Source organism: Rheinheimera salexigens, from assembly GCF_001752395.1.
GTDB lineage: Bacteria > Pseudomonadota > Gammaproteobacteria > Enterobacterales > Alteromonadaceae > Alishewanella > Alishewanella salexigens.
The window spans coordinates 963,545-977,296 of the sequence record NZ_MKEK01000001.1 but is presented as its reverse complement, the minus strand read 5'-3'; the positions used below and the strand labels follow the sequence as shown (position 1 = coordinate 977,296).

Annotated in this window: 15 protein-coding genes; 11 read left to right on the top strand and 4 right to left on the bottom strand. The window is 41.6% G+C overall.

Annotated features, from left to right (window positions below):
* Window positions 1-77 precede the first annotated feature (77 nt).
* The 3 genes from pdhR to ampD all read right to left on the bottom strand — a co-directional run bounded on the left by pdhR (window position 78) and on the right by ampD (window position 2,639).
* Window positions 78-836: a pyruvate dehydrogenase complex transcriptional repressor PdhR gene (pdhR, locus tag BI198_RS04560; protein WP_070048485.1), complete on the bottom strand. Its 759-nt coding sequence runs from the start codon at window positions 834-836 to the stop codon at window positions 78-80.
* 265 nt (window positions 837-1,101) lie between these two features.
* Window positions 1,102-2,070: a regulatory signaling modulator protein AmpE gene (ampE, locus tag BI198_RS04555; protein ID WP_070048484.1), complete on the bottom strand. Its 969-nt coding sequence runs from the start codon at window positions 2,068-2,070 to the stop codon at window positions 1,102-1,104.
* Window positions 2,067-2,639, bottom strand: coding sequence for a 1,6-anhydro-N-acetylmuramyl-L-alanine amidase AmpD (gene ampD, locus BI198_RS04550; protein ID WP_235605243.1), 573 nt, complete (start codon window positions 2,637-2,639; stop codon window positions 2,067-2,069). The genes ampE and ampD overlap by 4 nt, the downstream gene beginning before the upstream one ends.
* Before the next feature lie 67 nt (window positions 2,640-2,706).
* Between ampD and BI198_RS04545 the strand changes: the two genes are divergently transcribed.
* The 10 genes from BI198_RS04545 to BI198_RS04500 all read left to right on the top strand — a co-directional run bounded on the left by BI198_RS04545 (window position 2,707) and on the right by BI198_RS04500 (window position 12,548).
* Window positions 2,707-3,273, top strand: coding sequence for a retropepsin-like aspartic protease family protein (locus BI198_RS04545; RefSeq protein WP_083256556.1), 567 nt, complete (start codon window positions 2,707-2,709; stop codon window positions 3,271-3,273).
* 90 nt (window positions 3,274-3,363) lie between these two features.
* Window positions 3,364-4,245 carry a carboxylating nicotinate-nucleotide diphosphorylase gene (nadC, locus tag BI198_RS04540; RefSeq protein ID WP_070048482.1) on the top strand — a complete coding sequence of 294 codons (882 nt, stop codon included), beginning with the start codon at window positions 3,364-3,366 and terminating at the stop codon, window positions 4,243-4,245.
* Window positions 4,246-4,659: 414 nt separating this feature from the next.
* On the top strand, window positions 4,660-5,490 hold the full coding sequence (locus BI198_RS04535; protein WP_235605241.1) for a DUF1294 domain-containing protein: 831 nt from the start codon (window positions 4,660-4,662) through the stop codon (window positions 5,488-5,490).
* Between the two features lie 226 nt (window positions 5,491-5,716).
* On the top strand, window positions 5,717-6,136 hold the full coding sequence (locus BI198_RS16395) for a pilin (protein ID WP_070048481.1): 420 nt from the start codon (window positions 5,717-5,719) through the stop codon (window positions 6,134-6,136).
* 167 nt (window positions 6,137-6,303) lie between these two features.
* Window positions 6,304-8,001: a type IV-A pilus assembly ATPase PilB gene (gene pilB / locus BI198_RS04525; RefSeq protein ID WP_070048480.1), complete on the top strand. Its 1,698-nt coding sequence runs from the start codon at window positions 6,304-6,306 to the stop codon at window positions 7,999-8,001.
* Between the two features lie 163 nt (window positions 8,002-8,164).
* Entirely contained in the window at window positions 8,165-9,394 is a 1,230-nt protein-coding gene (locus BI198_RS04520) for a type II secretion system F family protein (protein WP_070048479.1), read from the top strand.
* Window positions 9,394-10,317, top strand: a complete 924-nt coding sequence (locus BI198_RS04515; RefSeq protein ID WP_070048478.1) for a prepilin peptidase — start codon at window positions 9,394-9,396, stop codon at window positions 10,315-10,317. Before BI198_RS04520 ends, BI198_RS04515 begins: the two co-directional genes overlap by 1 nt.
* 158 nt (window positions 10,318-10,475) lie before the next feature.
* Window positions 10,476-11,105, top strand: coding sequence for a dephospho-CoA kinase (gene coaE / locus BI198_RS04510; RefSeq protein WP_070048477.1), 630 nt, complete (start codon window positions 10,476-10,478; stop codon window positions 11,103-11,105).
* 59 nt (window positions 11,106-11,164) lie between these two features.
* On the top strand, window positions 11,165-11,911 hold the full coding sequence (gene zapD, locus BI198_RS04505) for a cell division protein ZapD (RefSeq protein WP_070048476.1): 747 nt from the start codon (window positions 11,165-11,167) through the stop codon (window positions 11,909-11,911).
* Window positions 11,912-12,065: 154 nt separating this feature from the next.
* The gene (locus tag BI198_RS04500; RefSeq protein ID WP_070048475.1) at window positions 12,066-12,548 is read left to right on the top strand and encodes an Hsp20 family protein; all 483 of its coding nucleotides are present in this window, start codon (window positions 12,066-12,068) and stop codon (window positions 12,546-12,548) included.
* Between the two features lie 43 nt (window positions 12,549-12,591).
* Here BI198_RS04500 and BI198_RS04495 read toward each other — a convergent pair whose 3' ends face one another.
* Entirely contained in the window at window positions 12,592-13,305 is a 714-nt protein-coding gene (locus tag BI198_RS04495; RefSeq protein ID WP_070048474.1) for a transposase, read from the bottom strand.
* Window positions 13,306-13,468: 163 nt separating this feature from the next.
* Between BI198_RS04495 and yacG the strand changes: the two genes are divergently transcribed.
* Window positions 13,469-13,702, top strand: a complete 234-nt coding sequence (yacG, locus tag BI198_RS04490; protein WP_070048473.1) for a DNA gyrase inhibitor YacG — start codon at window positions 13,469-13,471, stop codon at window positions 13,700-13,702.
* The last annotated feature ends 50 nt before the right edge of the window (window positions 13,703-13,752 follow it).

Genomic DNA, 13,752 nt, shown 5'->3' with positions numbered 1-13,752 from the left:
TGATTAAGCTACAAGTAAACTTAACCCATCTTACTTTGCTCGGTACTAGCTTTATTCAGTACTAGCTTTACTCAGTATTAGCTTTGCTGAGTGCGCCGCAGTGACCGCTCAATGCGCGACCGCTCTTTGCCTATCTCTAACAACGCTTCTTCAATAAAGGCTAAATGGCCATTACTGGCCTGACGCGCCTGTTCCGGCTCGCCGTTAATCACCGCCTGCATTAACCGCTGACGATGCTGATTTAATTGGCCAACAATGCCTTCTTTATGCTGCAAGCTGTCTAAATTGATACGTATATTCTTTTCAACTAATGGCATTAAACCGCGAACTAAATGCAGCAACACCACATTATGCGACGCTTCGGCCACGGCTAAATGAAAATTACCCACCGCCTTAGCTTCACTGTCTAAATCCGTTAACTGCTGTGCATCACAAATAGCATCATAATAACGTTTAATCTGGGCAAAATCGGCCGTTGTACCGCGTAACGCGGCGTAATAAGCACAAATTCCTTCTAAGGCATGCCTAAACTCTAGCAAATCAAACTGCGATTCTGGATGCCGAGCAATTAATTCAAACAGCGGATCCGTTAAGCCCTGAGTTAAATTTTCACTGACATAAGTACCACCACCTTGGCGGCGGTTCACTAAGCCCTTAGCTTCTAACTTCTGGATCGCTTCACGTAATGAAGGACGAGACACCGCAAACTTTTCTGCTAACTCGCGCTCAGCCGGCAACCTTTGGCCAGGAGCAAAGCTGCCCTCAAGCATCATGTTTTCAAGCTGTTCAACTATCCTATCGGAAAGCTTAGCGGGTTTAATTTTAAAGTCTGCCATGTAAGTAAAAAAACGCCTCAAAAGTGAGTTAGTAGCCTAACATAAAACCAAGTGTAAATTGGTCTTACCAATATCCATTTATGCGCGATAAAGTAACATTATTCTACTCTCAAGTAAATAAAGCAGAGAACAAAGCCAAAGGCAAAGCAGAAAATACTTAGAGTAAACACTCAAAGCTAGGGGGGGGAAGTAATAAAGGGGTCAGAGTCGTTGCAACGCATAACAACGGCAACGACTCTGACCCCTTTAATTAAATGCTAAAAGCTTAAGCTAACCAACCCGCTAAGGTAAGCATGGCGGTTAAGGCTAAAAAGAACAGCATGTTGCGCTTGGCTAACTGCAGCATATGGCCGCTTTCTTCTATCGTATTTACCACTAGCTCTGGCATGGGCTCAGCTGCAGCGGCTACTTCGGTTATTACTAGCTCGTTGTCGGCCGTAAAATCCAAAAAATAGCTTAATAAGGTAGAGGTTGCTCGTGAGAAATGCCCCACTAAAGCGAAACCTAAACCAAACAAACGCGCTGGAAACCAATTTAACCAATGCGCCACTATACCTACCGCTTTACTATCTGCAGGTACACATCGGAAGTAAGCTTCTGCTTGTTCGCTAGTTTGGTAGCTTACTTGCTCAGGGGCTTGCTTAGCGGCTAATTCATCATCATCTGAATCAGTATCAAATTCAACATCTGAGTCAGCGCTAGCGCTTACTTCAACGTTATATTGGCCTTTTTGCTGCTGTAAATGCCTTACTAAGGCATAAGTAATAACGCCAAATACACCGGCAACCAAAAACCAAAACACTACAGCGGCATAATATTGAAAATTTAACCACACTAGTACTTGGCCATAACTACTTTGCTCGCGGCTGCCGCTATCTTGTCTAATTTGTTGCATCGCTAAAAAACCGGCTTCTTCGTCGCCGCGCTCCATAGCATTTAAATAGTGCTTATATAGCTGTCTATAGTGCCAGCAACCAATGGCCAACAATAACACTAGGGTATTAACCACTAAGCTAACTAAATGGCTGTCTAATAAGCACAACACTAAAGCCAATACAGCACCCGGTAAGGCTAACCAAATATACTGGCCGATACGATGCGATGCTAACTTGCTTAAACCCGAGCTGGCACTTAAGCGCACATAGGCTCTTAAGTAGCCACTGGCTTGCCAAGCATCACTGCGTACTGCTAAGCGCTCTATTATAAGTGCTAACAGCATACTGATTAACGTCATAGGGTAAACTCCTTAATAGCGGTTTGATAACGAGCCCAATCAAAAGCTGGACCCGGATCGGTTTTTCGTCCAGGGGCAATATCACTATGGCCAATAATACGTTGTGGTGTAATCGCCGGATAAAATTGCATAATTTGTTTTGTCAGCATAATTAAGCTTTGATACTGAGCATCAGTATAAGGCAAATTATCCGTACCTTCTAATTCTATGCCAATAGAAAAATCATTACAGCGCTCACGGCCGTCAAATTGGCTCACTCCAGCATGCCAAGCCCGCTTAGCAAAAGGCACATATTGAAACACTCGACCATCGCGCCATATTACACAATGTGCCGACACCTTAAGCCCGGCTAAATCAGTAAAACCCGGCTCGGCAGTCGTATCTAAAGTCCCCATAAATAAGTCATCAACATAGGCATGTTGTTCTGGGTTAGGCGCAAATTGCCCAGCCGGTAAGCTAATATTATGGATCACCAACACACTCACCACCGTATCTGCGGGTCGGGCATCGCAATGTGGGCTTTGCCGAAAAGTTGGCTGACTAGGTGCTGTTTTTGTCATTGAATTCATCAGAGCTTTTGCCTTTAAGCTGAGCCTTGTTTAAGCTATAGCACATTGTCAATGCTGGAGAATATGAATGCAAGAGCCAACACCGCAAACTGCTGGCAATAGCAGTCACAATAATAGGCGTATTAACAGCAGCAAGGGCTTTGCTAAAGGCTTTTCTATAATCGCTTGGTTATTGTTAATGGCTATGCTGTATTTGTTTTTTCAAGACGCCATTGATGCCCAGCTTAATCCCAATCAGCAATTAAACAGTAGCATTGGCACTAAAGGCGAAGTCCGCACGGTACTAATTCGCAATAGAGCCGGCCATTATGTTGGCACCGCCTTAGTTAACCAGCACCCTATCGACTTTATGCTCGACACCGGCGCCACTACGGTGGCCATTACTGTCGAAGCAGCACGCCAACTGGGCATGCCACAAGGCCAAGCCATGCAAGTGAACACTGCTAATGGTTTAACAACCGCCTATCGCAGCCAAATTGCCCAACTACAATTAGGCGACATTATTTTGTATAATATTCCAGCCAGCATAGTGCCTAATTTAGCCGGTACCGAGATTTTGTTGGGCATGAGCGCGCTAAAACAGTTAGAATTCCACCAACAAGGTAATCAACTTACCCTAATTCAGCACAACTAATGGTACTGATGCTTAATTAACACCTGTACTTTTTAATACATGTACTTAATTAACACATGAGTATGCCAACTACTTAGTAAGCCAAAGAACATGCAAACACATTATACCGATTTACTACAAGACGAAATTGAACGCAGCGTTAGCGCAGCACTGGCCGAAGACTTAGGCTTTTTATCTATGGCCGAAGGTGATATTACCGCATCGCTAATCCCGCCTGCGCAACAAGCCGATGCCACTATTATTACCCGCGAAGACTGCGTTATTTGCGGCGTCGCTTTTGTCGATCAAGTGTTTAAGCAACTTAGCCAAGATATAAAGGTTAATTGGCAAGTACAAGATGGCGACCACGTTAGTGCCGATACCGTGCTCTGCACCCTAACCGGCCCCGCTCGTATTTTACTGACTGGTGAGCGCAGCGCGTTAAACTTTTTACAGCTATTAAGCGGTACTGCCACACAAACGGCGCGTTATGTGGCGTTTTTAGCTGGTTTTCATACCAAGTTACTCGACACCCGTAAAACCATTCCCGGCTTACGTTTTGGCCAAAAATACGCCGTTAATTGTGGCGGCGGTACTAATCATCGCTTAGGCTTATTTGATGCCTTTTTAATTAAAGAAAATCATATCGCCGCAGCCGGCTCTATCACCAATGCCGTAGCCAGCGCTAAGCAAAATTTTCCAGGTAAACCCGTTGAAGTGGAAACTGAAAACCTAGACGAATTTAGCCAAGCCTTAGCCGCCGGTGCCGATATTATTATGCTAGATAACTTTAGCCTAAGTGATATTGAGCAAGCGGTTAAGCTGAACAATGGCAACAATGACGGCCCAGCTAAATTAGAAGTCTCCGGCAATATCACCAGCGAACGCTTAACTGAATTGGCTAAAACCGGTGTTGATTATATTTCTAGCGGCGCCTTAACTAAGCATGTGCAAGCGATCGATTTGTCGATGAGACTGAAGGTGAGTGTTTAGTTTTTAGTGTTGAGTTTTTAGTGTTGAGTTTTTAGTGCAGGTGATTAGTGACGAGTGACGAGTACGGCGGTTTATTCCGCCTTGTTAAGCGAGGTTTCAGCCAGTTTGGGTTACAAGTATAGTTAATAAATTATGTTTTCGGTTTTAACAGTTGAGTTTGGACTGTGAACTGTGGACTGACTAAGATAAATTATTGAGGTTCGGTTTTAACCCTAAACTAACCATTGTAGCCCTGGACGGGCGGAAATGAGCCCCCAGGGATGGGTTTACGGCGTGTTAGTGTGGGTAAACCGAACCGTATATACTCTTAAATTTAAGTGTTAAGTGTTTACTTTATTCGGGCCAGTCCAGTTTAATAACTAAACACTAAACACTCAAAACTCACAACTAAGCGAAGCTCTGAGCGTAAAGCGTATGCATTTAACGGGTACAGTGTTTTTTTGGCGTGACGATAAAGGCTTTGGTTTTATCGTTGCTGAGCCAAGCCAAGAAAAGTATTTTTTTCATATCCGCGATCTTAACTTGCAAGATGGCGCGATGAATATCGCGCCGATAGCAGATAGCACACCGCCAATTACCGCTATAACTAAAACCGCAGCTAATAAAGTGAAAGAGCAAGTGAAAGAGTACCGGCCAAAGGTTGGTGATCGGCTTAACTTCCAGCAAGGTACCGATAAACAAGGTCGGCGTATAGCTGCACCTTGGCAACCTTCGGCAGAATGCTTAGCACAAGCAAGTATTGCTGCAATTAAACAGGATGGTGCTACATCCTCTGCTACAAGCAGCAAGCAGCAAGCCAAAAACGCTTATAACAAACCAAGCCTGAATCATAGCCAGCAGCAAAACATCAATATTCAACACACTAAAGAAATTGCGCTGTTTTTCCGTTTGGGCTTTTTTGTGTTGTTTATCATCGCAGTATTATTTGGCACCTTACCGTATTTATTGCCCATACTGTATTTAGAAGCCAGTTTATTTACTTATTGGTTATACCGTAGCGATAAACAAGCCGCTATTGCTCGACAACGGGATCGTCTACCCGAACAAAGTTTACAATTGTTTAGTTTAATTGGCGGTTGGCCAGGTGCGTATATCGCCCAGAAAAAACTTAGTCATAAAAGCAGTAAATGGTTATTTCAACGCGAATTCGCCTTAATCATCCTCGCCAATACCTTATTAGTTATCTGGTTAATATCTAGCCGCGGCCAAGATTTTTTCGGTCAGTTCGCCTTTTTTGCAAGTTAAAAACCCTTGTAACTTTGAACACCCTTAACTTTTAGAGCAAAAGCACTAGCTCTTTTCTACTATACAAACTGCTGAAGTTATAGTTATTTTTCATTAAAAACCCACATTTAAACAACTATTTAAGCTTATTTAGCTTTTTTTTTAACTTTGCTATTGCACCTAGTAAAAAAATGCCCAGAATAGATACTAGCCTTCGGGCTATTCTAAAACTCAGGAGAAGTAAAAGATGAAAAAAGTACAACAAGGTTTTACCCTAATTGAATTAATGATCGTTGTTGCGATCATTGGTATTTTAGCTGCAGTAGCATTACCGGCTTACCGTGAATACGTTGCTACATCTTACGGCGGCCAGGCTATGAAAGGTATCTCAGCATTTGCCACTAAGACACAAGCTTGTATCCAAACAGGTATTGGCTGCACCACTTTAGCAGCTGAAATCGGATCAGAGCCTAACCTAACTGCTACTCCTGCTGTTGAAGAAGCTAAGAACACAGTTCTAGCATGGGAAAATGCAGGCTGTAAATTAAGTGCAACTATTGATGCTAATGGTACATTAACTTATACTATGGTAATTTCAACTATAGGTACAGCAAAAGCCACTGTTCAGCAATGTCAGAAAGGTGCAGGTTTACCAATAACTGCTTAATCTTTATCAATGCTAAACTTTATTAATTTAAGCCAGCTTTTGCTGGCTTTTTTTATTTTAAAGTAACCTATTCATATCTTGTTAAAACTTGAATTAAACAGCATTACTGGCATAATCAATTTATCTTCCTAATTTTAAAAACAACTATAATAGGAACTCAATTCTTAATGGCAGTTACAGCAACGTCGACTCTGTTAAAACGCTTAACTCAACTTGGTTTAGTTGATTCAGATAAAACCTTAAAAATGATTACCGAAAAAGGTAGTCAATATAAAAACTTGCCTGAGTTATTAATAACTGAAAAATTAATCACCAGCGCTATTTTAGCGGATGCTGCTGCCAAAATAAGCTTAACCACCCAATTCGATTTAGACCATTATGACAGTAGCCTAGTGCCTGAAGATTTGCGCAATGAAAAACTGGTGCGCAAAACAAATATGCTACCACTAGGTAAACGTGGCCGCAGTATGTTTTTAGCCGTAGTAGACCCAACTGATATCCAAACCATTGAAGACTGTGAGTTTAATACTGGCTTAAATGCTGAAGTAGTCGTGGTCGATTTTACCAAACTTTCAAAACTTATCGATACAGTTTTTGATAATAGCTTTAACCAAGAATTTGGTCATACCGAATGGGATTTAGGCTCTTTAGGTATAGAAGATAAAGCTGACGATGACTTTGTCGGTGTAGAAACCGATAAAGATGACCAGCCGATTATTAGTTTTATCAATAAAATGTTGCTCGATGCTATTCGTAAAGGCGCCTCAGATTTACACTTTGAACCTTATGAAAAAATGTACCGCATTCGCTTTCGTATCGATGGTATTTTAAATGAGGTGGCTAACCCGCCAGTGGAGCTTGCCACAAGGCTATCAGCGCGATTAAAAGTCATGTCGCGTTTAGATATTGCCGAAAAACGAGTGCCACAAGATGGCCGGATTAAGTTAAAACTTTCGGCCAAAAAGTCCATCGATTTTCGGGTAAGTACCCTGCCGACGATTTGGGGCGAGAAAATTGTAATGCGTATTCTCGACTCTGATAGCGCTATGCTCGGTATCGATGTACTCGGTTATGAACCGGAACAAAAAGCCTTATATTTAGCCGCCTTAAATCAGCCACAAGGTATGATTTTAGTTACTGGCCCAACGGGTTCGGGTAAAACCGTATCGCTATATACTGGCCTAGCCATTTTAAATACCGAACAAACTAATATTTCTACTGCTGAAGATCCAGTAGAAATTAACTTAGCCGGTGTAAACCAAGTGCAAGTTAACCCCCGTGCTGGCTTAACGTTTTCCTCGGCATTAAAATCGTTTTTACGTCAAGATCCTGATGTAGTGATGGTGGGTGAGGTGCGGGATTTAGAAACTGCTGAAATTGCCATTAAAGCCGCCCAAACCGGCCACTTAGTGTTATCTACCTTGCACACTAACTCGGCACCAGAGACCTTAACTCGATTACTCAATATGGGTGTTCCGGCCTATAACGTCGCCAGTTCGGTATCTTTAATCATCGCGCAACGCTTAGCGCGGCGTTTATGTAGCCATTGCAAAAAGCCCGAGCAGTTACCGGAAGCTGAGTTACTGAAACAAGGTTTTCTTCCCGAGCAACTAGGTAAAATAACCATATTTAAACCGGTAGGTTGCGATAACTGTACTAGCGGCTATAAAGGCCGAGTCGGTATTTATGAAGTAATGCCTATTACACCGAAAATGGCCGATATTATTATGCAAGGCGGTAACTCAATTGATATTTCTAAACAAGCCCAATTAGAAGGCATTAACAATTTACGTCAATCTGGGTTAATAAAGGCTGCAGCCGGCATGACTAGTTTGGCTGAAATAAACCGAGTAACCCAAGGTTAAGCATAGTAAAAGGCAGAACCTAAAAATAATGCAAAAACAAGAATATAATTGAAATAACAACCAATCTATATAAGCTGATAGCAACACTATAAAAGCTGATAACAAAGCGCTATAGCTAGTAGCCAAGTTAATATAAGAAATATAAGAATAACAGGGACAGAATATGGCTCAGGCAGATAACATAAAAATAAAACAGCTTGATGTATATAATTATAAGGGTGTTAGTCGCCGCGGTAGTAAAGTTAGCGGTGAATTAAAAGGTGCTAGTGTTGCCGAAGTTAAAGCGCTACTGCGTCAACAAGGCATTACCCCTTCTGGGGTAAAGAAAAAACCACGCTCATTATTTGGCGACGGTAAAAGCATTACCGCTGCCGATATTGCTTTAGTTACCCGGCAAATTGCTACCATGCTCGGTGCCGGTGTGCCGTTAGTGCAATCCGTTGATTTAATTGCTTCTGGTTCTGATAATAAAAATTTGCGTAATTTAATGCAAAAAATATCAGTGAAAATTCAAGCTGGTATCCCGTTATCTGAAGTCCTGCGCGAACACCCAAAGCATTTTGATGAATTATATTGCGATTTAGTAAAATCGGGTGAGTCTTCAGGTGCCTTAGATAGTATTTTTGATCGCATCGCTATTTATAAAGAAAAAGCCGAAGCATTAAAATCAAAAATTAAAAAGGCCATGTTTTACCCAGCGGCTGTATTAGTAATTGCTGGTATTGTTACTTCTATTCTATTAATTTTCGTTGTACCACAATTTGCCGAAATTTTTGCTGGTTTTGGCGCTGAATTACCCGCCTTTACCCAACTGGTATTAAGAATATCTGAAATAATGCAAGCCTATTGGTGGGTGGTATTGTTTGCCTTAATCGCTTTTGGCTATAGTATTAAAAGAGCTTATGGCGGTAATCTAAAATTTCGAACCTGGATGGATGGTTTAATTCTTAAAGCACCAGTAATTGGCAATATTTTAAATAAAGCCGCTGTGGCGCGTTATGCCCGCACATTATCCACTACTTTCGCTGCTGGTGTGCCGTTAATTGAAGCTTTAGAGTCTGCCGCCGGTGCCTCGGGTAACGAAGTGTATAAAAATGCTATTTTATATATTCGCGAAGAGGTTTCTTCGGGTAACCCAATGTATATAGCCATGAAACAAACTAAGCGCTTTCCAGAAATGGTAGTGCAAATGGTGGCCATTGGTGAAGAGTCTGGTGCCTTAGATAGTATGTTATCAAAGGTAGCTAATATTTATGAACAAGAAGTGGATGACGCGGTAGATGGTTTAACGGCATTATTAGAGCCTATGATAATGGCAGTATTAGGCGTGTTAGTTGGTGGCTTAATTATTGCTATGTACTTACCTATTTTCCAAATGGGTGCAATTATTTAATGGCAGAATTAACTTTATTACTGCAACAAAATCCGGCGCTATTTATTGTCGCTGCCGGCTTAATTAGTTTAATAGTTGGCAGTTTTTTAAATGTGCTAATTTATCGTTTGCCAAAAATGATGGAGTTAGACTGGCAAGCAGAGTATCAAGCCTATTTTGTTACCGCCGAACAAACTGACGATGTAGCACAAGCATCTAGCTCAACACCGGCAAATAACGACAAAGCAGCACGGTTTAATTTAGCCGTGCCCCGCTCTACCTGCCCGATGTGTAATGCGCGGATTAAAGCTTATGACAATATTCCTGTTGTTAGTTGGTTGTTACTGAAGGGTAAATGTCGCAGTTGTAAAACCCCAATTAGCTTACGTTACCCGATTATAGAAAGCTTAACCGCAGTGTTGGCTATGGTAGTGGCTTGGCAATTAGGCTTTGGCTTACCTGCACTATTAATGATTTTTTTAACCTGGGGCTTAATTGCTTTAACTTTTATTGATATCGATAAAATGTTATTGCCAGATCAGCTCACCCTACCGCTGTTATGGCTAGCGTTATTATTTAGCCTAACTGATTCAGCTATGGTTAACCCCAGCCAAGCTATCGTTGGCGCCGCTGCCGGTTATTTAAGTTTATGGTCTGTATATTGGCTATTTAAGCTACTTACTGGCAAAGAAGGCATGGGTTATGGCGATTTTAAATTATTAGCCGTTTTTGGTGCGCTATTAGGCTGGCAACAATTACCGTTAATTATTCTATTATCTTCAGTGGTTGGGGCTGTGGTGGGAATCACACTATTAACCATTCAAGGTAAAGATAAAGCTACACCCATTCCTTTTGGCCCTTATATCGCCGCCGCAGGCTGGATTGCCATACTGTGGGGCGAGCAGTTAACTAATCTTTACCTAAACTATATAGGAATATATTAGTGTTGAGTGCTGAGTTTTTAGTGCTTAGTGGTGTCAAACGTCACTAGTTCGCATAGCGAACGGTAACTAGCTCACCTTGTGAGCGGTCACTAGCGGCAATGCCGCGGGTCACTTGTTCTTAATGCGGTCTCTTTGCATTTAACTAAGGTTTTAGCCTGATGAGCCAATATATTGTAGGCCTAACCGGTGGTATTGGTTGTGGTAAAACTACCGTCACTAACCTGTTTAGCGATTTAGGCGTGCAACATGTTGATGCTGATGTTATTGCCCGTGATGTAGTTAAACCCGGCACTGCCTGCTTAGCGGCGATTGCCGAGCAATTTGGCCCTAGTATGTTGTTAGCTGATGGCAGCTTAAATCGGCCAGCGCTTAGGCAACATATATTTACCGATGCGACTGCAAAAACTTGGTTAGAGCAATTATTACACCCAGCTATTCGCCAGCAATTATTAACTTATCTAGCAGCTTGTAGTTCAGATTATGTGTTATTAGTCGCGCCGTTATTACTGGAAAATAATTTGCAGCTGTATTGCCACCGGGTATTAGTTATCGATTTACCTGAAGCTTTGCAACTAAGCCGAACTTTAGCCCGGGATCAGGTGTCAGAGCAACAAGTGGCAGCCATAATGGCAGCCCAGCTATCTAGAGAAGACCGGTTAGCTCAAGCCGATGATGTTATCGTTAATGACAGTACGCTAGAGCAGTTATTACCGCAGGTGCAACTGCTGCATAAACGTTATTTACAACTGGCTGCTGCCGCTAAAAATATGACTTCTGATAACTCTTAATAAGTTCTGATAAGTTCTGATAAGAGCAGATGATAGCGCTAAATTTAAATAGGTATCGCATGACAGAGCTGATTTACGAACACCCATTAAATGAAAAAGTACGCACTTACTTACGGGTCGAGCATTTATTTAATCAGCTGCAACAATTGTTGGCTTTAGAAAACGAATGGCAACAACAAGCGTATTTTAATACCTTGTTCGATTTAATTGAAATACTTGACCGCAACGATATTAGACCCGACTTAATAAAAGACGTAGAACGCTGCGAAACCGCTTTAGTTGCTTGGTCTAGCCACCCTTCTGTGTCTGACGATAAACTGCAAGTTATGCTACAACAAGCGGTTAAGTTGCAAAGCGATTTACTGCGCAGCACTAAGTTTATTGCCAGTTTAAAACAAGATAAGTTTTTATCACCACTGCGGCAACGCTTCTCTATCCCCGGCGGTGCCTGCTATTTTGATATGCCGCAATTGCAATATTGGATCCATCTTGACATTGACTACCGCCAACAAATGGCTAACGAATGGTATCAACAGCTAAGCCTAGTGCAACAAGCCATAGATTTCGTACTTAGCTTTATCCGCGAACGCGGCCATTTTGAGCCTATAATAGCCGATAATGGCTTCTACCAAAGCAATACCGACAAATATGAACTACTACGCTTAAGTTACCCCATAGACGCCGGTGTTTACCCAACGGTCAGTGGAAATAAATACCGCTACGCCATCCGTTTTATGCAACTCTGCGACGAAACCGGCCGTAATAACAGCACCGATAGCCAACAATTCAAACTCGCCTGCTGTTAACGCTGCAACTTAAGTGAATTAAAAAATTTTTTAAATATTGCTGTTGAAAATTAGCAAATCGCTCCTATATAAGTGACTAGAAAGCTTGTCCAGCATGGAGAGCTTTCTAAATTAGTTGCCTTTATTTTAATTCGCTTCTTATGGAGGATTTAATATGAACTCAATTGATCTTACCCCACTTTATCGTAGCAGCATTGGTTTTGATCGCTTAGCGTCGTTAATTGATAGCGCGCTAACAACCGAAACTAATATTAATGGCTACCCCCCGTATAATATCGAAATGTTGAATGAGAACCGCTATGCCATTACCCTTGCTGTGGCCGGCTTTTCAGAGCAAGAAATCGATATTCAGGTTGAAAAAAATGTGCTCACTGTGCGCGGAAATAAAGCAGAAAAAACTACCGGTAAATTTCTTCACCGCGGCATTGCAAACCGCACCTTCGAGCGCAAGTTTAATTTAGCAGATTATGTTGAAGTGACAGAAGCTGATTTAAACCATGGCTTATTAACTATTGGTTTAGTCAAGGAAATCCCTGAAGCAATGAAACCAAAAACTATCGCTATTAATAGCAATAGTAAAGCAATACAACATAAGCCAGATGAAACAACGGAGGATAAGCGCGATAAAGTTGCCTAATTAACCGGCAACATTTCAAGGGGTCAGAGTACTTGAAACGATTTTAGTCTTTCAACGACTCTGACCCCTTGAAAGATCGTCTGTCACCACCGTGACTTGCTCGCTTTATCTGCAGCCCGGTTTTCTGGCTTAATTGCTGGCTAAACTGTTCAGAGCCAAGCAGCCAACAACGATTAGTCGCGGCTCTAATAGCTGCCAACTCCTCATTAGTGGTCTGCTGCTGAAATAGCTGTTGATACCAAGCTAATCGCAATGGTTTGTTTTCGGCAATGCCCAAATATACAGGATGAGCAGTTAACAACGGATTAAATGTACCTAGTGCATTATGCATAAAACTAGACCAAGCATAATCTGCTGCATTTGCAACCATACCCGCACGTACCGGGTTAAGTTCTATATAACGACTAACCGCCAGAAAGTAACGATCGGACTCCACTAAACAGGCTTTATAGCGCCCTTCCCATAAAGTCCCCGTGCGCTTATGTTCTATATTAAAATACCTCACATAACAACGACCAAGCGCTTGCATAAATAGACTTGTTGCACCATCGACTAGTGGTGTTAATAACAAATGAACATGATTAGTCATCAGCACATAGGCATGTATTTGAACCTGATATTGCTCAGCGCATTCAGCCAATTTAATTAAATACAGATGGTAATCTTTAGCTCCTATAAAACAATCTTGTTTATTATTACCTCGTTGTATTACATGCTGTGGAATATTCGCCACACAGATCCGCCGACTCCTAGGCATTACCTACCCCATCATTAATAAAATGTTAATTTAAAGATAATATATAATAAATGTTTTTCAAGGGGTCAGAGTACTTGAAAGGCTTTTTGAGTTTCAAGTACTCTGACCCCTTGAAAATTGCTATACTCGCGGTTGATTTTTATGCCGGATTTTTGAGGGGATTATGGTTACTAAAGTTAATTGTCCGACTTGTGACACTGTTGTGGTTTGGTCGGCTGAATCTGAGTTTCGGCCATTTTGTTGTAAGCGTTGTAAATTAATTGATTTAGGTGATTGGGCCGCAGAGAATCATCGTATTCCCGATAAATCGCCAATAGATGCAGCCTTATCAGAGCAATATTTAGATGAATTAGAGCAAGAGTTTATCGCTCAGGATAATGACTTTTTTAAATCTTGATTTGATTAATCAGCAGAAACAGATTCTTACGGCTTCGATGCTTAATTTTT